Origin of the sequence: Bradyrhizobium sp. SYSU BS000235 (assembly GCF_049747295.1) — a bacterium.
GTDB lineage: Bacteria > Pseudomonadota > Alphaproteobacteria > Rhizobiales > Xanthobacteraceae > Afipia.
In genome coordinates, this window is record NZ_JBMHJM010000001.1 from 1,324,559 (window position 1) to 1,347,577 (window position 23,019).

At 56.9% G+C, this 23,019-nt stretch carries 15 protein-coding genes; 7 read left to right on the top strand and 8 right to left on the bottom strand.

The annotated features are described in order from the left end of the window. The first annotated feature begins 108 nt into the window (after positions 1-108). From ACP0KA_RS06100 to ACP0KA_RS06110, 3 genes are read left to right on the top strand one after another with little or no spacing between them, the layout of a single operon-like run. Positions 109-2,541, top strand: a complete 2,433-nt coding sequence (locus ACP0KA_RS06100) for a condensation domain-containing protein (RefSeq protein WP_424627944.1) — start codon at positions 109-111, stop codon at positions 2,539-2,541. Beyond that, positions 2,534-3,370, top strand: coding sequence for an ABC transporter permease (locus ACP0KA_RS06105; RefSeq protein ID WP_424627945.1), 837 nt, complete (start codon positions 2,534-2,536; stop codon positions 3,368-3,370). The genes ACP0KA_RS06100 and ACP0KA_RS06105 overlap by 8 nt, the downstream gene beginning before the upstream one ends. A 2-nt stretch (positions 3,371-3,372) precedes the next feature. Next, entirely contained in the window at positions 3,373-4,518 is a 1,146-nt protein-coding gene (locus ACP0KA_RS06110) for an ABC transporter ATP-binding protein (protein ID WP_424627946.1), read from the top strand. 6 nt (positions 4,519-4,524) lie between these two features. Here ACP0KA_RS06110 and ACP0KA_RS06115 read toward each other — a convergent pair whose 3' ends face one another. Continuing rightward, entirely contained in the window at positions 4,525-7,800 is a 3,276-nt protein-coding gene (locus tag ACP0KA_RS06115) for a non-ribosomal peptide synthetase (RefSeq protein WP_424627947.1), read from the bottom strand. Between the two features lie 500 nt (positions 7,801-8,300). On the opposite strand from ACP0KA_RS06115, the gene ACP0KA_RS06120 reads away from it, so the two are divergent. Both ACP0KA_RS06120 and ACP0KA_RS06125 read left to right on the top strand, forming a co-directional pair. Continuing rightward, a complete protein-coding gene (locus ACP0KA_RS06120) occupies positions 8,301-10,658 on the top strand; it encodes an Orn/Lys/Arg decarboxylase N-terminal domain-containing protein (RefSeq protein ID WP_424627948.1) in 2,358 nt (785 codons plus the stop codon). A 10-nt stretch (positions 10,659-10,668) separates the two neighbouring features. Then, on the top strand, positions 10,669-11,247 hold the full coding sequence (locus tag ACP0KA_RS06125) for an N-acetyltransferase family protein (protein WP_424627949.1): 579 nt from the start codon (positions 10,669-10,671) through the stop codon (positions 11,245-11,247). Here ACP0KA_RS06125 and ACP0KA_RS06130 read toward each other — a convergent pair. Then, positions 11,184-12,137, bottom strand: coding sequence for a hypothetical protein (locus tag ACP0KA_RS06130; protein ID WP_424627950.1), 954 nt, complete (start codon positions 12,135-12,137; stop codon positions 11,184-11,186). The genes ACP0KA_RS06125 and ACP0KA_RS06130 overlap by 64 nt on opposite strands. 178 nt (positions 12,138-12,315) lie before the next feature. Between ACP0KA_RS06130 and ACP0KA_RS06135 the strand changes: the two genes are divergently transcribed. Both ACP0KA_RS06135 and ACP0KA_RS06140 read left to right on the top strand, forming a co-directional pair. Then, the gene (locus ACP0KA_RS06135) at positions 12,316-14,334 is read left to right on the top strand and encodes a pentapeptide repeat-containing protein (protein WP_424627951.1); all 2,019 of its coding nucleotides are present in this window, start codon (positions 12,316-12,318) and stop codon (positions 14,332-14,334) included. Positions 14,335-14,788: 454 nt separating this feature from the next. Next, positions 14,789-15,703, top strand: a complete 915-nt coding sequence (locus tag ACP0KA_RS06140) for an MrcB family domain-containing protein (RefSeq protein WP_424627952.1) — start codon at positions 14,789-14,791, stop codon at positions 15,701-15,703. A gap of 343 nt (positions 15,704-16,046) precedes the next feature. On the opposite strand, the gene ACP0KA_RS06145 is transcribed toward ACP0KA_RS06140, so the two are convergent. From ACP0KA_RS06145 to ACP0KA_RS06170, 6 genes are all read right to left on the bottom strand, one after another. Beyond that, complete coding sequence (locus ACP0KA_RS06145) at positions 16,047-16,442, bottom strand: hypothetical protein (protein ID WP_424627953.1); 396 nt, start codon at positions 16,440-16,442, stop codon at positions 16,047-16,049. A 782-nt stretch (positions 16,443-17,224) separates the two neighbouring features. Continuing rightward, positions 17,225-18,898, bottom strand: coding sequence for a RecQ family ATP-dependent DNA helicase (locus ACP0KA_RS06150; protein ID WP_424627954.1), 1,674 nt, complete (start codon positions 18,896-18,898; stop codon positions 17,225-17,227). Between the two features lie 299 nt (positions 18,899-19,197). Continuing rightward, entirely contained in the window at positions 19,198-19,809 is a 612-nt protein-coding gene (locus ACP0KA_RS06155) for a HEPN domain-containing protein (protein ID WP_424627955.1), read from the bottom strand. Continuing rightward, positions 19,800-20,945: a DUF262 domain-containing protein gene (locus tag ACP0KA_RS06160; RefSeq protein ID WP_424627956.1), complete on the bottom strand. Its 1,146-nt coding sequence runs from the start codon at positions 20,943-20,945 to the stop codon at positions 19,800-19,802. Before ACP0KA_RS06160 ends, ACP0KA_RS06155 begins: the two co-directional genes overlap by 10 nt. Positions 20,946-21,232: 287 nt before the next feature. Then, the gene (locus ACP0KA_RS06165; protein WP_424627957.1) at positions 21,233-22,402 is read right to left on the bottom strand and encodes an HNH endonuclease; all 1,170 of its coding nucleotides are present in this window, start codon (positions 22,400-22,402) and stop codon (positions 21,233-21,235) included. Beyond that, entirely contained in the window at positions 22,386-22,985 is a 600-nt protein-coding gene (locus tag ACP0KA_RS06170) for a type I restriction enzyme endonuclease domain-containing protein (protein ID WP_424627958.1), read from the bottom strand. The genes ACP0KA_RS06165 and ACP0KA_RS06170 overlap by 17 nt, the downstream gene beginning before the upstream one ends. Between the last annotated feature and the right edge of the window lie 34 nt (positions 22,986-23,019).

Sequence of the window (23,019 nt, forward strand, 5' to 3'; positions counted from 1 at the left end):
GATGCGTTCGCCCAAAGGGTCTTCGCCGGCTCAAGAATGTCAAATTTCTATGAGACGCACCAAGTCTTGCAATGAGCGGGGGGTTCCATTCGGTTGTCGGAAAAGCATATGGCTCTCGCAGCGTCGTCGGCGTCCGAGCACGCTGCAGCGCTGCTCAACACCGAACCTGCATCCGCATCACAGCGCCGGACGTGGTTCATGGAGCTTGTTGCTCCGGACATTCCGCAACATCACCTTCCGTTCGCCCTCGAAGTTTTCGGAGAGGTCGACATTGCAGCACTTCAGCTCAGTCTGGATTTTCTTGTCGAGCGGCACGAGGCTCTCAGAACCCTGTTCGTGGATAATGGCGGAACGCTACACCAAGTTATCGGTGACCCCCGCCCTGTGGCGACGCTCGTTGCTGCACCGTCTGGTCCCACGCCTGACCTCAGGACAATCCTTCACGAGCAGGTTGCCGCTCCGTTTGACCTTGATCGCGGTCCTCTCGTTCGTCTGATTGTCGTCAAACGCGCGCCAAACGTGCACGTGCTGGTGTTCGTCCTCCACCATATCATTGCCGATAACCTCTCGCTCGGCCTGTTCGTGCGAGAGATGGCCGAGGCCTACCCATCATTTTGCGCGCGCAGACTTCCCGTGCTTCCACCACTGCCCTGGCAATACGTCGACTTCGCGATTGCCGAAGCACGTTGGCTGGCCACGCAAAAATTCCGCGTTCGCCTGCAACGTTATGCGCAGAAACTTGGCCCGACGCTGGCGCAGTTGGACTTTGGCGCCGACCGAGCCGTTCCTTCAGGACAGATTGGCGCAAATGACGTCCTGCCTGTCGATGCTGAAACACTCGGTCGCCTCAAGGAGGTCGCGCAACAGACCGGCGTCACCCTGTTCACGGTGCTACTCGCCGCGCTTCAGGCGGTGCTTGCACCCTACGCGATCGGACCGGACTTTGTCGTCGCCGTGCCAATAGCCGGTCGCGGCAGCGAGGGAGCGGAAGGCGTCATTGGTCCGTTCGCCAATGTTCTTGCTCTAAAGGCCAGCACGCGCGCCTCGCGGACCATGGCCGAACTTGTCGTCGACGTCGGGCGTCAGCTTGTCGACACGCTCGAATATGAAAACGTGCCGTGGGATGCTCTGGTGCGCGCCACCAACCCGTCACGCTCTTCTGATGCGGCCCCACTGAGCCAGGTGATGTTTTCGTCCGTCGCGGTGCCGGTGCCGTTCCAGCGCTTTGGAGATTTACCGTGCCGGCCGACGTGGCTTCCATCGCCCGCGCCAACCGCAGACCTTTTCGTAACAGCTTCCGAGACGCCGGACGGCCTGTTGTGGATCGGCTTTGACAGCCGGCCGGACAAGGTGCCGCTGCGGACCGTCTCCCATCTGTCGAACACAATGCGAACCCTGCTGCTGCAGATGGCGTATGGCGACATCACAACGCTTGAGGCCTGTCCGCAACGGATTCCAGATCAATCGAACTTGTCGCGAGATTCCGTTGCTGTCGCCATTGGCATCAACCCGCCTCATCAACTCGCTCGCAACGCTTCTGAATTCCCAGAGCATCGTGAAGCCTTAGAGCAACTCGTTGCAGAGCTGTGGCAGCAATTCCTTGGCTCGCCGCAGACCGACATGCGCGAGGACTTCTTCGCTGCCGGCGGCGATTCGCTCATGGCGGTGCGGCTGATGTCCGCGCTGTCCCGCCGCCTGGACCGAAAGCTGCCGGTGGCGCTGTTCTTCCAGGATCCCACCGTTGCCGGACTTGTGGGCGGCCTGATGGAAAGCAGTTCTGACAGCGGATCGGACCGTGCCGTCACCAAGATTGTCGAAGGCAGTGACGGACGACGGCTTTTCATTTGCAGCTCACAGCGCAATAGCATCGAGCTGGCAAAGGCGCTCGGGCCGGGTCCGACGGTCTACAAGCTGGACGTTTACAATCTTCAGGAGCATCGGCTGCTCACTGACCAGCCGATGTTCGACAGTGTCGAAGCCATAGCCACCGAATTCAGATCCAGGATGAAAGCCATTCAACCGGCGGGGCCCTATCTGCTGGCAGGCGGTTGCGAGGGCGGCATCGTCGCGCTCGAAACGGCGCTCCAACTGCAACAGGCAGGTGAAGAGATCCTCCTGCTTGGACAGCTTGATACACCGGTGCACGGATACTTCGAATCGAAGCCGGCCCTCTTGCGCCCGATCCGAATTGCCAAGCGATGGCTCTATGTTCGGACCCGCCTCATGCTTTCGTCGACGGCGCACGAATACGAATGGCATCTCCGCATTTGGGGAGCGATCTGGTCTGCGGTTCGGGCGTACGACCCTGAGCGTGTGTTCGACGGAGATGTACATCTCTTCAAGGCCGCCCCCACTTTTGGCATGGCGGATGTCACCTCCGGCTGGGACCGAAGGATCAGCGGCCGGGTTGCTGTCCATGAAGTACCCGGTGGCCATCACACCTGGATGGATGATCCGCGCAGCGCTGCCATCTTCCGCACCGCTTTGGATGAGATCGTGCCCCCTGTTGCGACAGTTTCGAGGAACGAACTCATTGTCTGAGAGAACCGTCACCTTCATCCGGAGTACAGTTCCGGCCTTAAGTCGTGTCCCCGGCGGACTCCGTCAGCTTGTGGCCTATCGCGAACTGCTGGGATTCATGACGATCAATCGTCTGCGGGTCCGTTATCAGAGCAGTTGGCTCGGCTGGGCCTGGGCGGTCCTGCAGCCTCTCGCATTCCTGGCATTTCTGACGGTGGTTGGTTCCGCCGTCGGTGGCCGTTCGAACTTGGGTGTCCCCTATCCGCTCTTCATTCTCGCCAGCCTCTCGCCATGGACATTCTTCGCAACGTCACTGAGCACGGCGGCGGCCGGTGTGCTGAGCAGCAGATCCCTGATCGCCAAGGTGTATTTCCCCCGCGAGATCGTACCGCTGTCCTTCGTCTTTGCCGCACTCGCCGATCTTGCCATCGCCACCGCGCTGACGATGGTGGCGCTCGTCTGCAGCGGCCACAACATTCCGGTGACTGTGGTCCAGCTCGTGCCCATTAGTCTGATCCTGATCGTCTATGCGGCCGCCTTTTCATTGGCGCTCTCGATTGCGCAGATAGGATTTCGTGACATCGCGATCGGATTGCCTCTGCTGCTGCAGGGAATGCTGTTCACGACACCCGTGCTGTATCCCTTGAATGCCGTTCCCCCACAATGGCGCGCGATCTATGAACTCAATCCCCTGGCCCTGCTGGTCGAGGCATTCCGCGGCGCGTTGATCGGCAAACAGATCATCAGCGCCGAACAGCTGATTTATGCCGCCGTCGTTGGACTGATCCTGTTCGGCGCCGCTTATTTCATGTTCAAGACGGCCGAACCGGACATGGTCGACGAAATCTAGCCATGGTTGCTGTCGATATCGCCGTTCATAACGTGTCAAAATCCTACCGCGTTCACCGCAACGGTGGACGCAACCTGTTCAGATTCAAGCGTGCGGAGCGCACTTGGGCTCTGAGAGACGTCAGCTTCAACGTTCAGCGCGGCGAAGCACTGGGTATTGTCGGAGCGAACGGCTCTGGCAAGACCACCTTGATCAAACTGCTCGCCCGCATCACGTCGCCCGACGGCGGCGATATCGCCATCACTGGCCGGCTCATGTCGCTCGTCGAGGTCGGAGCGGGCTTTCACCCTGAACTCAGCGGCCGTGACAATGTCTTCTTGAACGCGGCGATCTTTGGGGTTCCAGTCGCCGAGGTGCAAAAGCGCTTCGACCGCATCCTGGAATTCTCAGGACTGGCCGACTTTATCGATGCCCCGGTCAAGACCTATTCGTCAGGAATGTTCGTCAGGCTGGGCTTCGCGGTGGCTTCGCAGCTCGACGCCGATATCCTGCTGCTGGACGAAGTGTTGGCCGTTGGCGATCTGGCTTTCCAGGCCCGCTGCATGGATCGGATCGAAGAGATCCGGCGCTCGGGGCGTACGATCCTGCTTGTATCGCACGATCTCGCGGCGGTGGAGCGGCTCTGCGATCGAGTCCTTCTGCTCACGTCGGGTGAAATGGCCGGCGAAGGCAGCCCGCGCGACATGATCGAAAAATATCAAACCAGTGCAACCAAGTGCCTCCCGGGTTCGAATTTGAACTTCGATAACGGTGGCATCGCCCTGCACGGCGTCAGCTTTGCCGGTCATGATGGCGCCCGCCCCACGACAGGCGCCCCTCTTTCCGTTCGTGTCAGCTATGAGACGGAAGTGCCCGTTGATGATGTCGTGTTCACCGTCAGCTTCATCTGGCCCAGCGGCTATATCTGCACCGAACTGACGTCGGCCTCTGCCACTCTCGCTGCCGGACGGGGACATGTCGTTTTCGATTGTCCAATCCTCGCGATCCAGCGGGGACTGTATACCGTCGATCTCACAGTCACGACCGCATCCGGACGTGTTCTTGCCAAGCGCATACGCGCCGCGCCATTTCGTGTCGATCCGGGTCTTATCGTGCAGGGCGATTTCTACATGACGCACAGTGCGAAGCTGGAGCGGGACGAGACCTGAAACATTTCAGGTCGTGCCCTGCTTGACGCTTCGTATCAGCGCATCCAGCTCTTTGGGCGGCAGACTGGCGAGGCGCCTTCGCAAGTCACTTAGTGGCAAGTCACTCACTGCCGGTTTGGAGCGCGCCCGGGGCCTGATCTCCGTCAATTCTTCATCTTCGGCCGGAGGTGCATCTTCTACAGCTCGCGAGAAAGCTGCCAGCGTTGGATTATCGAACAGCGCCCGGATGGGGATGTCGATGGCGAAGCGACGCCGCACACGCACGATGACTTGCATGGCAAGCAGCGAATTGCCCCCGAGGTCAAAGAAATCGTCGGTGGCTTGAATGTCGTCCTCACGCAGCACCGTTCGCCAGAGCTCCGCCACGTCGCCATTCACCGGCATGGCGCTGAGACCCACCTCCTGGCGCACCGGCGCATCAGCGAGCGATTTGAGCGCCATCTGATCGACCTTGCCGCTCGGCAACAGCGGGAGTGCATCGACCAGGAACAGTTTGGCTGGGACTGCGGCCGACGGCAAACGCTCCTGCAGATACGCACGCAATTCGCTCGGAACGGGCGCGTTCTGCTCCGGGTGTCCGACAACGAAAGCGACCAGCCGTTGCTGATCGGCGTCGCCGATGATCATCGCCGCGGCGTCCTTCACCGTGGCTTGGCTGCGGAGCGCTGTCAAAATCTCATCGAGCTCCAGCCTGACGCCCCGCAATTTGACCTGGTTGTCGTTGCGGCCGAGATAAAGGATCGTGCCATCCGCCTGCCAAACGCCACGGTCGCCGGTATTGAACAGGATCGGCGAAGGCGCACCTGCAATCGGATTGGGCCTGAAACGCTCGGCAGTCAGATCAGGTTTGCTCCAATAGCCCAGCGCCAGGCAAGCGCCGCCCGCGTGGATCACCCCAGGCATGCCCACCGGAGCAGGCTGGCCCATGCAATCGAGAACATAGACCTGCGTATTGGCAATGGGTTTGCCGATCGGCACGGGCCCGTCGGCGTCTGCGTCCCCAACCTCATGCACAAGCACGTCGGCCGCGACCTCGGATGACCCGTAGAGATTGATGAGTTTTCGGCCCGGGCAAGCGAGCTTGAAACGTCTGACGAGATCCGCCGTGAGAAGTTCGCCGCTCACCGACCACATCGCAAGCGCCGGCAGACGCCGTCCCAGGTCGGGGGCGTGGTCGAGCAGCACGCGCAACAGCGTCGGCACCAGCACGATCCTGCTGACACGATGCTGTCCAAGCAATGCGATGAATTTTTCCGGATCGAGGACGACCTCATCCGGAACGATCACTGTCGGCACGCCGGCCAACAGCGGTCCGAGCATTTCCCAGACGGAATCGACAAAGCCGATCGACGTCTTGCAGCAGGCGACCTCGCCCTGCGCGAAGGGGTAAGCCTCATGCATCCAGTCGATACGGTTCATCAAGGCTTTGGTCGCGCCCATAACGCCTTTCGGCACGCCGGTCGAACCGGACGTGAACAGGACATAGGCGACATCACCTGCTCCTGCATCGATCCTCTCGATCGGCGTGCTCCAAAGCGACGCATCCCGATCCATCACGACTGTTGAAAGTCCGGCAGGCAGGCGGTTGGACAGGGCGCGAAGGGTCAGCACAGTACGGCAGCCGGCCAGTTCGACGAGTTGTTCGAGGCGCTTATCCGGTTGCGCAGTATCGAGGGGAACCCACGGTATCCCGGCGACGAGGCAACCCAGGATCGCCGCAAAGGCATCCACCGAGCGAGGTAGGAAGATGCCGACCGGCCCGCCGGCATGGCCACGCAGCGCCACAGCGACCTGCCCTGCGCGCTGAGAAAGCTCGCCAAAGCTGATCTGCTGATCACCGGAAATGAGTGCGACGTCGCCCGGCCGTTGGGCCGTAATCGCCGCGAACGCCTCAGCCGGCGTGTGCTGGAGATATTCCCGTGCGGTGGAATTCCACCCCAACACCGCTTGTTGCCACTCATCCTTCCCAAGCAGATTGATGCGGCTGATTGCTCGCTCGGGATCGCCAACGACCGTCTCCAGGACACGCCGGAATTGGTCGGCCATTCGCGCCATCATCGATGGATCGAAGAGTTCGCTGTTAAATTCGAATGAACAAGCGAGTCCGTCACTCTCGATGATCTCGAGCGAAAGATCCAGTTTGGACACACCAGGATCGATGTCCATGTCCTGAACCTCGAGACCGGCCAGCTTCGGCACTTGATGTCGGAAGTTCTGAAGCACGAACATGACCTGAAAAATCGGAGAATGGTCTGGTGTCCGCGAGCTCCCTATCTCGGCAACGACCCGCTCGAACGGAACGTGCTGGTGCTCAAACGCGTCGAGCAAGATCGATCGATTGCGGGCGATCATTGCAACGAAGGTGGGATCGCCTGACAGATCCCCGCGCAGCGCCAATGTGTTCACGAAGCAACCGATCACGTGCGCGAAGTCTTCGTCGCGGCTTCCGGACACCGGCGTCCCGATCACGACATCGTCCGTGTCGGCCCAGCGCTGCAGCAGAATTTGAAATGCCGATAGCAGCCCCATGTAGAGAGTGGACACGTGACGCGAGCACAATGCGCGCAGCGCTTCGGTGAGACGTTCGTCGATGTCGAACCCAAGACGCTTGCCGCGGTGGCCTTGTTGGGCGGAACGCGGGTGAACAGTCGGCAGCGCAAGGAGAGGTGGCGCGTCGGCAAGTGCGTTGCGCCAGAACGCGACATCTTGTTCGAATGCAGACCGCGCGTACAGCCGGTCCTGCCGTTCGGAGAAATCGCTGTATTGAAACGAGAGTTTCGGCAGGAGTGCCGGCTTGTCGTTTTGCTGCGCCTCGTAGAGAGCAGCGAGGTCATCAAAGAAAGTTCCCATCGACGACCCGTCGATGATGACATGGTGAAACACGATCACGAGCACATGCTCGTTGTCCGATATCCGCGCGACGGCAACTCTCAGGTGCGGCGGCACAGCAAGATCAAAGGCACTCTGAGACATCCGCACCGCGAGTGCGTCCACCTGCAATCGGCATTCATCTTCCGAGAGTGAGCTGAAGTCGTGCTCTTCGACGGCGAACGCAACGTTGTCGTGCACATGCTGCACAACCACGCCGTTCCGCTCAACAAGCCCCGTCCGCAAAACTTCGTGCCGCGCGATAAGATCGTCAAATGCACGTGCGAGGATAGGCCTGTGAACGATCCCTTTGAGCTGCAGCACTCTCAACAGATTGAAGACGGGCGTTCCCGGGTCAATTTCATTCGTGAACCAGAATGCGCGTTGCTGCGCAGAGGCTGCAAATTCCTGCAAAAGAAAGCTCCATTCTCGATAGGGAACCAACGACTGTTTTCTCGAAATCCTGCTTGTGAACTATGCGCAAGTTGCGGCAACGCACGTCGATTTCGAATGTTCGGTCCACTTCGCGAAAAACATCCTGCAAAGGCGAGCAACCAAGACTCGGCTTTGTTCCCGCTGGCGCGGAGTCTGCTGCTGTATCCAGAGCAGCGTCGCATCGTTTGCGAGATTGACGGTGCTGTTCGGCGGATCGCGACGAAGGCGCGCTGCCGGACATTTCAACCGTCCCCGAATCCAGAAGCCGGTTAATTCCTATCAAGCTCGGAAAACGAATGAGGCGACCGGGCGCGACGGCAGAACTTGCCGCAAGCCATGAGGCCTCAAGCCATGGGGCCTCAAGCCATGGGGCCTCAGGAGTCTTTTTTTGTGGGCTGAACTCCCTGTAACCATCTTTGGTCACCGAAGTGTCACGCAACCCAGCAAGAGATCATTGCTGAAACAGATTTGGTGCGCACATGGACTACTTCCGACGCTTCACGTTCCTCTTCGCGATGCCGACCTTTGATGCCGACGATCTCGAAGGCATCCGCCTCAATCAAATCGTCGACGAGATCGAGCGTTCCGGTTTCGAGGTGGTCAAGGCGCGCAAGATCGAGGATGCCGAGATCGCGGTTCAGACCGATGCTGCCATCGGCTGCATGGTGGTCGATTGGGGCAAGAAGGGCTTGGAGGGCAAGACAGCGGCGCTGATCAACCTGATGCGCCGCCGTGGCCTCGACTTTCCGATCATCTTGTTGATCCGGCGCAAGCGCTTTGAAGACCTGCCGGTCGAAGTGCTCGACTTCATCGACGGCTATGTTTTCCTCTCCGAAGAAACCCCGCCATTCATCGCCAAGAACCTCATCAGCCGCCTGAAGCAATATGCCGAAACACTGAAAACGCCGTTCTTCGGCGCACTGGTCGATTATGCCGAGGAAGGCAACCAGTTATGGACCTGCCCCGGTCACAACGGCGGTGTGTTCTACAGCCGCAGTCCGATCGGACGCGTATTCATGGAACACCTCGGCGAAGCCGTGTTCCGCGACGACCTCGACAATTCGGTTCTCGACCTCGGCGACCTTCTGACCCATGAAGGCCCGGCGCTGCAGGCGCAGAAAGAAGCCGCGCAGATCTTCGGTGCGGAGAAAACCTATTTCGTGCTCAACGGCACCTCGACTTCAAACAAGGTTGCGCTCTCGGCGCTGGTGACCGACGGCGATCTGGTGCTGTTCGATCGCAACAACCACAAGGCCGCGCTGCACGGCGCCCTGATGATCAGCGGCGGCATTCCGATTTACGTTCCGACCGTGCGCAATCCCTGGGGCCTGATTGGCCCGATGGTGTGGGACGACTTCGATGAGGAGGCGCTGCGCCAGCGCATCCGCACCAACCCGTTGGTCACGGATCCGGAGGCCTGGCGCCGAGAGCGTCCCTTCCGCGTCGCTGTGATCGAGCAATGCACCTATGACGGCACCATTCACAACGCCGAAATGATTCTCAAGCGCATCGGCCACCTTTGCGACTACGTCTTGTTTGATGAGGCCTGGGCCGGCTTCATGAAGTTTCATCCGCTCTATGCCGGCCGTTTCGCCATGGGCCTCTCCGACCTTGGTCCCGATGCGCCGGGCATCATCGCGACCCAGTCGACGCACAAGCAACTGGCGAGCTTTTCGCAAGCCTCGCAAATTCACATCAAGGACCGCCATATCCGCGGCCAGAAACGCCGGGTGGAGCACCGGCGCTTCAACGAGAGCTTTATGCAGCACGCGTCGACATCGCCGTTTTATCCGCTGTTCGCCTCGCTCGACGTTGGCGCGCAGATGATGAAGGGCCGCTCCGGCGAAGTGCTGTGGGATGACACGATCAGGCTTGGCATCGAACTGCGCAAGAAGATGCGCGCCGTCCGCCGCGAATTCGAGGAAAAGGAAACGCGTCCGGAACGGCGCTGGTTCTTCGAGCCCTTCGTGCCCGAGCGCGTCGAAATTCCTGACGCATCGCGCGAAGGTGCTGTGCACAGCGTCGCCTGGGAGAGCATGAGCACCGATCAGCTCGCCACCAACGCGGCCTATTGGCAGCTCGGGCCTGATACGAGCTGGCATGGTTTCCCTGGCATGGCGGCTGGCTTCGCCATGACCGATCCGAACAAGCTCACGGTGCTGACACCGGGCTTCGACCGCACCTCCGGCGGCTATGCCGACCATGGCATCCCGGCCCCCGTGGTCGCGCAGTTTCTGCGCGAGAACCGCATTGTGCCGGAGAAGAACGATCTGAACTCGCTGCTGTTTCTGCTGACGCCGGGCGTCGAGGCCAGCAAGGCCGGCACGCTGGTCAGCGGTCTTGTGGCGTTCAAGAAACTGCATGACGACAACGCCCTGCTCGAAGAGGCCATCCCCGAATTCGCGCGACGCCGACCTGCACGCTATGCCGGCACGCGCCTGCGCGATCTGTGTGCGGACATGCATCGCTTCTTCCGCAATGCCGATGTCAGCAGTTTGCAATCGAAGCAGTTCGCGTCCGGGCACTTGCCGGAGATCGCCCTATCGCCTCACGCCGCGGCCCGCTGCCTGGTGCGCAATGACGTGGAGTATCTTCCCATCGACGAGATCGCCGGCCGGATCGCGACGACACCGTTCGTCGTCTACCCGCCGGGCATCGCCACGATCGTGCCAGGTGAACGGCTCACCGCGCGGGCCCAGCCGATGATCGACTATCTCAAGATGTTCGAAACCTGCTTCAATACGTTCCCGGGCTTCGACGTCGAGATCCAGGGCGTCTATCGCAAGATCGGCGCCGATGGCCGCATCCGGCTCTATACGTACGTCGTTTCCGAATAGCGGAGCACGTATGGAAGGGGGAACGCCAAGCGAGCACGAGCGGCCGATCATCGTGCGGCCCTCGCGCGATACCGATGTCGAGGCGATGCTGGCGATTTATCGTCGTCATATCCGCCACGGCATCGAAGAGGGCGTCAGCGACACTGAAACGCCGCAGCCCGATGATCTGCGCGACCGGCGCAAGAACCTGCGCAATCGCCGTTTCCCGCATCTCGTGGCGACGCGGGGCGGAGAGATTTTGGGCTACGCCTATGTGGTGCTGTTCCGGAAGCGGCCGGCCTATCGCTACACGGTCAAACACTCGATCTATGTCCACCATGACCACGTGGGCCAAGGCATTGGACGACTCTTGATGCAGGAGCTGATCGACGTCTGCGCAGCCGCAGGCTTCCGGCAGATCATCGGCTATATCGATGCCGACAACGCGGCTTCCCTCGGCATCCACGAGAAGTTCGGCTTTTCCCGCGTTGGCTTGCTGCCTGGCGTGGCGTACCGGCACGGCCGCTGGGCCGATACGATCATGGTTCAGCGCTCGCTGGCGACCGGGGCGACGACTGTGCCATCGCCTGTGACATCTACAGAGCGGTGAGCGGGTCCAGCCGGGGAAGAGACGTCAGCATACAGCAGATGCTCAAAGTCAGACTGTGACGGGACTTGATGCTCAGAGATCATCTTAACAAGCGCGTTGCGGAGAATGACCCAACTTTCTATCATTACACTGCGGTCAATCTCCTTGGTCGTATGTGCAGCGGCTGAGCGGGCATTATAAAGCTTCATGATTTGCTTATAGGTCACGAGACGCTCAGGTCCGCGCGGTTCAAGGTAGGCTGCGATATTGGCAGCTACTCGGTGCCGTAACTCGCCAGACGAAGGCGCAAAAAGGTGTTCAAGGGCGCCCCAAATGGTCAATACTAATTGAGAGATGCGGGTACGAACCCGGCATGAGTCCCACGCTAGAACAGCCGTTAGTAGCTGGGGGTGTGCCTGCGCAAGCTCAGCCGAAGAGTGCCACGTGGCTTTCAACCAATCGAGTTCGCCGAGAGGGATCTCGTCAGAGCGTTCTTCGCTTCTGAAAAAGTTACGATCCTGGATTTCAAGCGGTGTGATCGTAGGTTCGACCCCACTTTGGGCTGCATCCGAGAACGGCATATCAATCGTAACTGGCGCTGTAAGGTACGGAGCAAAGCCCAAGCGGAGTAGTGCAACGATCCACGATGCCGTTTCAACCGCATCGAATCCTCCGGGTTTCCGGCCGTCGTCAATGCGTAGCTCGATCGTGATGTCAAACGAGAGGCCGCCCCGTGCCGCTCGCCATGGTGCAGGATGGGGCTTTCCTTCCTGTGCAGATGCGAACGCCATCAAGCATGGTGACATCAAGTGCGCATAGGTTCGGCGCATCGATACTCCATGGCCGAGATCGAACCGTTCGACTGGAAGCGTACTCCCGGAAATGCCTACATAGTGAACGACAGTATCCATTTGTCCCCGCCTGCTCTGCGCATGTGTTACTCGCCAACGTCGGCGAATCCGGCGAAGCTGCGGTTCGCGATTGGCCTGTTCATGCCTCGTTCCTTAGCCAGATCATCCGAGCTTGTTACAACAACACTTGACCTCAATGATTATTCGAGCATTAGCCCGCGATTGAGAGGGTCCGAACGTGAGTGAAAAACAGGTAGATCCGTTTGACATTGCAGCCTTAGAGAAATCAGTTACTGAGGCTTCCGGACGTGTTTCCACGGTCTGGGTGAGCTTCATATTGTTCGCTTTATACGTGCTGATTGCAGCTGGCTCGGTCACTCATCGACAATTGTTTCTCGAAGACTCCGTAAAGATGCCCGTCTTAAACGTTGACCTTCCGCTCCAAGGGTTCTTCGTAGTCGCGCCAATTCTCCTAGTAATTTTCCAATGGTATGTTCTGATACAAGTATTGCTCCTAGCTCAGACGACCACGGCTTACGATGAAGCTCTCGATACGGTCGTCAAAGTGAGCCATGACAACGAAGCCATACGAGAGCGCATAACGAATTCGCTTTTCATTTACCTACTTGTTGGTTCTCGAACCGAGAAGAGAATTTGGCTTGGATGGATAATACGAACTATTGTCTTCAGTACACTATTCGCTGGTCCATTGATTGTGCTGTTAGAGATACAACTGAAGTTCCTCAGCTATCATAGTCATTTCATAACGTGGACCCATCGAATAATTATCGCTGTCGACATCATCACGATGTCGCTCTTGCTTCGGCCAATACTTGCGAAGAACGGCTATTCAGAACATCGGCCCATCGCCCGTTGGGCGGTAGGACTAGCTATCATGTGTTACGTCGCATTATGCTTCGCGGCGCTCTCATTCCCAGGAGAACCGCATGTCAATTTGGCGGCTTGGCGACCGTGGAATGCCGTCCGATGCGACCGCTGGCAGTCATTCGAGCGGCTTTCGTTAGTCAGGGCAGACTTTGTCGATGACCAAAAATTGGAAAGATTGGTAAGTAACAACAGAGCTAGAGGGCTCCGGACGTTCGAAGGAGAACGCACTCAATCGCTTAGAGACAGAGATTTCAATTGCGCCGACTTATCGGAGACGGATCTGCGTCGGGTAGACCTGACCGGAGCGCATCTCAACGGCGCGAATCTATCCTTTGCCGACCTAACAGCCGCGACCCTAAATGGCGTCGAGGCACGCGAAGCCACGTTCGTCTCGGCACGTTTGGAGGGCTCTTCCCTAAACGAAATGCAAGCTCAGATGGCGCATTTCGATGCCGCACTTTTGCGGGGCGCGACCATCTCGGAAGCGTCGATGCAGGGGACTTCATTCATTGGAGCCCAGCTTGGCGGTGCGGATCTCGATAAGAGCAACCTACAGGGCGCGATACTTGATTATGCCGAATTTACCGGCGCGGTCCTATCAACCGGACAGCTTCAGGGAACAAGCCTGAATATGGCACTTTTGGAAGGTGCGGAATTGTCAAAAGCCAATCTGGGCGGTTCACAGCTCGTCCGCACCCAATTGCAGGGGACAAATCTCAAGAGTGCGGAGCTCGCTCACGCGGCGGCTTATGGCATATGGATCTGGAATTCTCGGGATGCCGTTTGCGCCCATTCGAAGGTATTGGGCCACGCAGACGAACCTCTGATCGCTCTTGTGGAACGATGGCGATACAGTGACAGCAAGAATCTGTATAGCGCGACCAATCTTGAGCAAATCAAGGTGGACGAGGCCGCAGTTGATCGGCTGTTGGCGCCCATAATCGCAAGCATTGATGATGATCAGAAGCAGCTAGTCATCAAGAGGGTTCGAGAAAACCTGCTCGGCAACAGTCCTGACGGGATTGCTGCGGTCGCAGAGAACTGGACCCGCTGCGAGAATAATTCACTAAAGATGAACCAAGGCGACTTCGATGCAGGACATATCACCTTCCTCCACAATCTAGTCTGCCAAGCCGGGGTGGAGAAAAAAGCCTTGGCTAAGGGAATTCTAAGAAATTGGGTATTCTATAATAGAAGCCTTCTCCCAGACTTCATCCAAGAAAGCCGTAGATCGTTCGCGGAGAGACTTGCGCAAAAATTTCTCCAGACGCAGAACGACAACTGCTCTGTCAAAGATTTCCTTGATCAGTCGGAGATTGCCTCGCTTAACTCGGTAGTAGGTCTGCCCAAGAAAGCAAGCCGAAACTAGGGACTTTCATTGCGAGCTTGCAAGGATGCCTCCGCGCGTGCGTCCTTCTGTTAGCGGCTTCGACCTTGCCGTCACTGAGCAACACCCCCGGGCGGAGCGAATCCGGCCGCCAATTCCACGTCGGTCGGTGGCGTTTAGCGAGGCTTCCGCTGCTGCGTCGAACCAGCGTTCGGATTGTCCTTCGGAAACACCATCCCGGAGAACGGATGCTTGAGAACATTCAAGTGGCGCTCCCTAGGGGAAACACCGAGATGCAGTAAAACACATTGAATTTGCTGGGTTTTTCAGGCCGCCAACAGATTATTGTGTAGCACGATCTCCCATTACAAACTAGTGAACTAGTGTAGCTTTCCTCAATTTTCCATCGGTAATCCCATGCGCTACGAATGCAAAATAATCGCATCTTTGAGGAAACACTAGGAACATGTCTCTACATGCTGCGCTTGCACAGGTGATGACGGAATGGGCCCGTGCCCGCTCGCAACCCTATGCTGAACATCCCCTCGCTGCACACATTCGCGGAGATGCAATTCGCGAGATGCAGAGCGCCGTGGGGAGACCCAAAGGACTCTCGTTCAAAGGCAGCGCGGGCTCAGGCCAATGGGCCGCAGTTCCGTGGCTTGCGGCGTTCGATGATATTGTGACCGAGAGCGCGACGGAAGGTCACTACGTAGTTTACCTGTTTCATACGACGGACCCAATTGTTCATCTCTCGCTGAACCAAGGCACCACTGGCACACGAGCTGAATTCAAGAGCGCAACGCACGATGTGCTCAAGGAACGTGCCCAGCTGATGAGACGACGGCTTCCCGACTTTTCCGCGCGACTTCCCGTAGTCTCGATTGATCTGGGCTCCAACGTTGGGCTACCCGCTGACTACGCCGCCGGCCATGCGCTGGGTGTTTCCTACTCATTAAAGACCCTGCCCTCGGACGTCGAGCTTGCCGCGGACCTAAATGCAGTGGTGACAGCTTATCGGGCTCTCACATTCCGTGGCGGATTGGACCCAATAGCCGATAGCACCGACGACGAAGCACCAGAGGGGACAGCATCGGTAACGGAACGGCGACGGTATAAGATGCACCGCCGCATCGAGCGCAATCCGAAGGCCTCAAAAGCGGCCAAGAAACACCACGGAACCAAATGTCAGGGATGTGATCTGGAGTTTCACGAACGGTACGGAGAGATCGGCCGCGGGTTCATTGAAGCGCACCACCTCAAGCCGATCGGATCATTGGAAGAAGGGGCCGAAGTAGCCTACGATGTTGCGAGCGACTTCGCCGTGTTGTGTGCTAACTGCCACCGCATGATTCACCGCACCGTGGACCCGTCCGATCTAAGTTTTTTCCGAACACTGCTGAAACTTTGATTCTCTTAATCGGCGGATCTGATTGGGGGCCACCGAAATAGCGAAGCAGCTCGGTTGCTCTCGTGGCGCATCTGCAAGACGCTAGGCACAGGCGAGCGAACGACCGTATTGGAGCGAAGGGCCTACCGAACGATTGCTCTTATCAGCCGTTCCAAGCCGATTGACAAGGCAGGCTCCGGGGATCGAGGCAACTTTTGGTCAAGGTCCACCCTCACACGCTACGCCCCGCTTTCGGATCGCACTGGCCAACCGCCACACGCGAGCCTCGCAAGCCTATCTGGGCCACAAGAAAACCCAGCAACAGTATGGTATACTGAACTATCGGCCACGAGGTTCGATTCAATTAGGATTGCCAGTATTTCTTCGCCGTCAAAAGCAAATCTTTATAAGCGTCCTTCGGAATTCCAGTGTCAGCGCCAACCTGCCGCGACCACAGGTCTTCGACCATTTTCGCCTTTCTTTGATAATATGCGCTTAGACCTTGCAGCGTTTGGAACCTGGACTGCAAGTATTTCCTAGAGGATTCACTACGCATTTCCGCGCGGTCCATCTCAAGAATGATGACGCCTGCAACGAAATACTCATTGGCGTCCTGATTTCCATCCAGCTTTGAAATTTCCTTGGCGGTTCTTTCGAGGAGCGGAGACGTTTTATCGAGGCGCAATAAGCCGATGACCATCGACTTAGCCCGTTCCCGAGTTTGAACTACAGAGAGTTTTCTAGCGAAAAATTTCAACATAACTGCGCCTGACCAGGTTATTCTGGATTCCGTTGAGACCCAAGTGCACTTCAACCCTTGCGTTTCCTTCCTCAGCCAACGGACGAGAAAGTGAAGCGCGTCCGCGTAACCCGCTCGCTCATACGCGCCTTAGCGAACGAACCCTATGGAGTGGTAAGCATTCCATTTTTGTTGAGGGTCACTGAGATACCCTTGGCTTTAAGGGCCTCCATCAACCGGGGTGTTGGTGAAACTTCCCATTGACGGTGAAAGGGTTGCTTGCAGGCGTGACACAACAACACGTCCCATCCTGGAACATTATCGCCGCGATAGACATGTGGCCCGCGTCGAAACTCCATCCCGCAGCAGGCACAGTCGTCAAAGTACTGACTCTCCCCACCGTCGACACGCATTCGCATGATCAAGCCCCGTTACCATTTCGCTTTGGACAGGAACTGTACTTGATTCGTTAAGACCATTTGCAAGGGGCACACACGCAACACGTGACCTCATGGGGCTGCTCGCAATTTTTCGCCGCCAAGATCTAGATAGGCTCAGCCCCGGGGTACCTTCACTCGGCCCCTCAAGCCGACCCAATAAATTCGCTACCGACGACGGATGCCAACGCCCTCGCACGGAGTGACCATCTCCCGGCTGTTCAAGTGTAATCGCGCCACCAGCACGAATACCTGCGACGATGGAGCTTCGCTTAAGCGACGACAGCTAACACACAGATCGTAAGATCATTAGCTTCCGGCGTATCGTAGCAGACGAACCGCGCTGCACTGTCTCGCAATGTAGACCTATTTCCCCTCTTCGAGCGCGGCAGCGACATATGCCCGAAAGCTGTATTTCTTCAGGAGTCCGCGGTCGCAATAGTCGCAGCAGAGGTGCGCCTTGGAAGCCTTTACTTTAGTGCCGAATACCAAATCGAGAATGATCTTCGCGAGACTCCGCTTGGGTGCGACGATTCTGTCCCCGAAGTAACTGCGGATGGCCCGGCGGAAGCAGCTATCCGCCTTGAGCATTGCAGCAACCTGATCGATCTGGCGGTAGCGCTGGGCACGCATCTGCGCCTTCCCGCGCTCGTCGAGGTCGGCCTTTTCCACGGTCTTGTCCGCCATGAATTTGAGGCGGCCGGTGTCGCTATTCCCGGCTCCCTCGTGGAAGATGACCGACACGGACGGTTTGCGATCCCGCCCGGCGCGGCCGAATTCCTGCAACAAGTCCTCGACTGATGCCGATTGCTGCCAATGGATGACAAGCCGGACGTTGGGGATGTCCAAGCCCATGCCGAACGCGTTGGTGCAGATGATGTGGTCAACCGCGGGCAAGCTTTCGCCTTGGAAGCGCTTTTGCAGTTCCTGTCGCTTAAACGGCGTGCCAAGCCGCGAGTGGTAAAACGGGATGTCCAAGCCAAACTCAGCGAGCTTCCCTTTGAGTTCTTCGCCAGCCTTTGCCGATGGAACGAAGATCATCACCTTCTCTCGCTGTACCCGGGGAAGGCGGAGCAGTGCGGCGATCTCCTCGGCACGCTTCTCGGCAGGGCAGCGCCGTCGCAAAAGCGCAATGTTCGGCCGATCTACGTCCCGCACGAAGACGGTCGCATCTGGAATGCCGAGCGACGTAAGGATGCGGTCCTGCATCTCTCTGCCAGCGGTGGCGGTGAAGGCCAAAATCGGAGGCGAGCCAAGGTCTGTCCGCACCTGTGCTAGCTTTCCATACTCGGGGCGGAAGTCGTTGCCCCACTGATCGACGCAGTGCGCCTCGTCAACCACAAGGAAGGACGGTGCGGTTTTAGAGAGCCCATCACGCTCTTCCTTGCTGCGGACGAAGAACCGCTCCGGTGCCACATAGAGGAGCTTGAACGCCGCCCGCGCGAGCATGGAATAGCGGGTTTCCTTTTCCTCCTTGGAGAGATCGCTGTTGATGAAGGTTGCCGGAATCTTCTTGCGCAGAAGAGCCGAGACTTGATCGGTCATAAGGGTCTTCAAGGGCGAGATCACTACGGACACATTGCTGCGCAACACAGCGGGAAGCTGAAAGCAGAGCGTCTTACCAGAGCCAGTAGGACTCACCACGAGGACGGATTTCCCCGACAGCGCCGCGAGTACGATCGGCAGTTGGCCCTGGCGGAAGCGCTCCACGCCGAAAAGGCGCAGCGCCGGACCGAAGCTCTCGGTGCGCTGGACGACGATGCCCTCATGATCGAGCCACTTTGCGAGGCGGATCGCCCATTTCTCTAATGCACGCCGTGCCAAGCCGCCTTGGAGCATGGGATGGTGAGCAGCGTGGCAACCATCGCAGAGAGTCACGAGGTTGGAAAACTCATCGGAGCCGCCCATTGAACGCGGCAGGAGATGGTGAATGTCTGCCTCAGCAGAACGCAATTCCACGCCACAGGACATGCAACGAAAATTATCCCGCTCCAAGACCTGCTGCCGTATGGTCTGCCACTGCGAAACCGCGACGTCCAATGTACCCCCACAGTGCCGCCGATTTAAAGAAGCGCACGACGCTAACCACTAGCGTGGCTCCGGCGTGGCCCAACCATGGTTACACCTCCGTCAGCCTCTGTGAGCATAGCACCACTTCTAACTAGGGGGATGCTTCGAATGTCGGTGCGGCCAGCTTGATCACCCCGAATCACAGTCTGCGACCTTAATCATCGTCGCAATGATTCTAAAGGTTACGCATCAAGGAACTAAGAAAAAGCATTTTATGTCTCGCGCGACACATCCTCCGGCAAAAGAAACCTCACCTTAAACGTCGACAGTCACCAACCGGCAATCTCTTTGCTCAAAACAAACTTGATAGATTCTGCCGTCATCTCAAACACCGCGATATAATCGAGGATAACGTCTACTGCATAACCTGTGACGCCGCTCAACGAGTGGACAATTTCGTTGCGCCGCTCATAAAATTCGTCGAGCTTGGCCTTTAGTTTTTCGTACGATTCATTTTTCTTCGATACACCAAAATAGCTTTTAATACGGCCACTATCAGCCGCATTCCTGATAAGATTTTTTATCCCGAGTCTTGCACCAACTTCATCCACGACATGCGGGCGGAAGTTATTTGAGTGGCGATAAAAAACCGCTCGATTCAATTGCAACGCATCATCGTCGACGACAAACCCTCGCGCCGAATCTAACAAGCTTCTTATCTTGCCGATTGATACTGGATTCGGCGCCTTCGGCTCGCTTACCGTAAGAATAGAACCGCTGAAGCGCAAAGATTCGAGGCAGCCTTTCCAATACGCTGCTCTGATCGAATGCCTCACATTATCCTGAAAGCCAGTGTATTTTCCGGTGAGATAATCCGCACATTGGCCAATTTCTTCTCGAACAAACTCCTCGAAGCTTGAAGCGAGCAAGACTATTGACATTGCGTTGGCTGTGTTGGACGCGCGGAAGATACCAACTCTTGATAAGCCGCTTGCAGAGCCACTTTGTTCGCGAGGAGTTTTTCGCGATCGTCCCATAGTTTATCGATTGCAAGCATCACACCGTCATAGATACCTGCGACAGGACGGTGGCTTGAAGGCGACACTCCCAAACTAAATGGATGACCATCAAATAGCCGATCTGCAAAAGTTAGCCTGCTTATATAGCGCTCACCTAGGGCTACTGCCTGATCGGACGTGCAATCAACATTTCGCTCCATGCAGCGATCCAACATCGCCTTCATCGAACCCTGTATATGCTCATCCTTGTCCAGCGCAAAGAAACGCAAAACGAGTTGACAATCCCCCATAGAACGATAGAGCGCGTTCTTTTGTCGGGCTGGCTCCTCATAGTATTCGTTTGGATCAGCATTTTGGTATGGAGGAATCCCCCAAATTCTGGTGAAGACACTATTGCGCGATAGCTTTACAATTAGGTCGTTGAAAGCACCGCCGTAAATAGCATTCCGAACTTCTTGAGCGGTTAAGCGACGTCCACCTGTATTCAACCGCTCGAAAACAAATCTCCTCACTTCATAATATCTTTCAGAGCCAGCTTTTTTCAGCTTTACCTGGGATTCCTGAAGAAGAACAATCGCCGATATTGAGGCACGATCCAGACTCCGTTTTACTCTTGGAGGAAGCTTTGCGTATCTTCGGCCATTCAAACTGGAAAGTATTTGGAGCCCCACAAGAGAGAATTCATTACTCAGAAATTCTTTGATCGCGTTAAGTCGTTGCTGACCGTCCATAACTTCATATCGCGCGAGGTCATTCTCATAAAAAAACACCGGTGGCACAGGAACATTAAGCAACAGCGATTCAATCAATCGCGACTTTTGAGTGTTCGACCATCGCAACCGACGTTGATATTCAGGGCGCAGGTTTACGTCATCGCCCAGTGCAATTAGATCTTTTATTTGCGGCAACAAAAAATTGTTTGTCTGATAGACAATGCGGAAAGGTTGCTTCGCGAACTGTTGCTCTATTGCGGCATCAGACCCTTCCTCCACGGGAGACGGCGATTCGTTTTCTTCTGATTCGTCCAATTCCGCTAGGAGTTCGTCTTCATCAGGCATTATAGCCTCACCTTAATTCGGGTTATTTTAATGATCGTCCGAGAGCAACCAAGCACGGTCGCCTTGATATTGGCAAGGAGAAGATTTCGCGAAATGCCATCCGGGATGAAGACAAGTTAACGTCCGCGCGACCGCCCGCCAACAGCGTCGAAAATGCTCGGTGAGTTTCAATAAATGAGCTTGTAAATCGAAGACCACAAACGAAATGCACAATCCTCTTAGTCGATCCAACTCTGGTGGGGCCAAGTCAAGCGTTCGGCTTCCACCAGCAGCCCCATCAGGCTAAGTCAGCCCGCCTCCTCTCGAAGTTGGTCTTCGTCGTCTTCATTATCTTCGTCGGAATCATCCCAATAGACCCCCGTCTTAGAAGGCCAATATCCTTGCCAACGCGGCGCATAGTCACGGGTCTTCAGGCTTTCCATCCCTGACGCAATTCCTAGCGCCGTACCACGAACGATGACGGAGCCTGCCTCGCGTGCAACGTCCTTAACCTGAAGCACAGATGCAGCTGACGTTGTTCCGCTCAGCCAAATATTCTTGGCAGATGATGACGTCGCTTCCCATCTATCAAAGATATACTCCACCGCAACACGGTTCGCACGGCGGACTCCCCGACAGTCTTGCCCTTTCCCTTCTCGTCTTTCGTTAAGTGGCGAAAAAACATGCTTGCCGACGACGATGACGACATCTCCTGGCACGAGAATTGGCAAGACCAGGTCCGTGTCAAAATGATCCGACAAATTAATAATCGTCAATTTGGCCAAAGCGGCATTCAGCAATTGAGACATATAGAAGTATCGTTGCAGGATAGTTGAGCCATCGTAGAGATAGAACCCGCTGCCATCGGTCGGTCGGGGAGTACCATCAAGATCAATCAAGCCAGCTGAAACCGCACCGCGATATTTGCTCAGATCCTTCGGCTGAATTCCAAGCGATTTAGCAATCTCCAACACCCTAAGCTCGTTGATATAATTCCAATTCACTTGCTCCAATCGCGTTGCTGCAAGGACAGCCTGTGTATCAACCGACCTAACCTTTTCTTCCCATGAAACCTTGGAAGATTTCACCCGGGAAAGCGATAGATTTCTTTCAAGAGTACCTGTTGTGTGTGCTCTTGCGTGGTGTTCGACGCAAAGCACTGCCAGATTGCTTTCATCATGAGATTTGCTCTTTGACCATTCGACTATGTGGTGAACGATGATCGGCTTTGACGGGTCTCTGCAAACACAACATTGATATCGATTAGCGTGCAGCACCTTAACGAGCACAGGCTCTGGAATTGCAGGCCGGGATTTCTGCAAGATGGCCGCGACGGCGGTCTGCTGTAGACCAAGTTGTTCAAGCTGCTGCTGACGCTCGCTCTGTAGCTTGCCTATCGTCCATCCATCACGCGCCAATTTTTCCGCGAGCGCTGAGTCAACTCCGCGCGACATAAGAGCTTTAATTACTCGCTTCACAACAAGCCCCCCTTAGCGCCTCCGTCGCTGTGCGAGGTTGCTTGGCGAACAGCTTGGCGAGCTTCTCGAAATCGATGGCCGAGAGATCGACTCGCCCGCCCGCCGCGTCCCCCTCGATGATCGGAGCCGTGATCGCCACGCCCTCGATCTTCTCGTCTAGCAGCGCCTCGATCTTGGTCGCGACCGCCGAGATGTCCACCGGGCCGAGCTTGCCGCGAACCGCCTCAGCTAAAACATGCAGCGCAGCCACCGGCTTCAGATAAGGAGCGGCCCGCTCGTCCGGCAGCAACGCCTTGTAGGCCCGCTCTGCGGCGCTCACCACGCGGAAGAAGCCGCGCCTGCGGTCATCCGGCGCAATGACACATTCTACCGCCTGCCCGATGAGTGCCAACCGTTGAAGCTTCTGAGCCTTGTAGATGGCGTCCACGTCTACTCCCACGCCGGAGCAGAACTCGCGAGCCGTCTTCAGCGCGGCCTCCAGGGCATCCACCAGTGCCTGCTTGTCCTTGATCGGCGAGTCTCCGCCGCTGCCGCTGGTGGCGTAGGTTGCCAGTGCTTTTTGTAGGCGCTGAAAGACGCCCACATAATCGACGATGACGCCCGCACTTTTACCCGGA

Bases quoted from the DNA above. Each gene is read 5' to 3' on its own strand.
- ACP0KA_RS06100 (WP_424627944.1), top strand. From the start codon at position 109: ATGGCTCTCGCAGCGTCGTCGGCGTCCGAGCACGCTGCAGCGCTGCTC.
- ACP0KA_RS06110 (WP_424627946.1), top strand. From the start codon at position 3,373: ATGGTTGCTGTCGATATCGCCGTTCATAACGTGTCAAAATCCTACCGC.
- ACP0KA_RS06120 (WP_424627948.1), top strand. From the start codon at position 8,301: ATGGACTACTTCCGACGCTTCACGTTCCTCTTCGCGATGCCGACCTTT.
- ACP0KA_RS06125 (WP_424627949.1), top strand. From the start codon at position 10,669: ATGGAAGGGGGAACGCCAAGCGAGCACGAGCGGCCGATCATCGTGCGG.
- ACP0KA_RS06130 (WP_424627950.1), bottom strand. From the start codon at position 12,137: ATGGATACTGTCGTTCACTATGTAGGCATTTCCGGGAGTACGCTTCCA.
- ACP0KA_RS06140 (WP_424627952.1), top strand. From the start codon at position 14,789: ATGACGGAATGGGCCCGTGCCCGCTCGCAACCCTATGCTGAACATCCC.
- ACP0KA_RS06145 (WP_424627953.1), bottom strand. From the start codon at position 16,442: ATGTTGAAATTTTTCGCTAGAAAACTCTCTGTAGTTCAAACTCGGGAA.
- ACP0KA_RS06155 (WP_424627955.1), bottom strand. From the start codon at position 19,809: ATGTCAATAGTCTTGCTCGCTTCAAGCTTCGAGGAGTTTGTTCGAGAA.
- ACP0KA_RS06160 (WP_424627956.1), bottom strand. From the start codon at position 20,945: ATGCCTGATGAAGACGAACTCCTAGCGGAATTGGACGAATCAGAAGAA.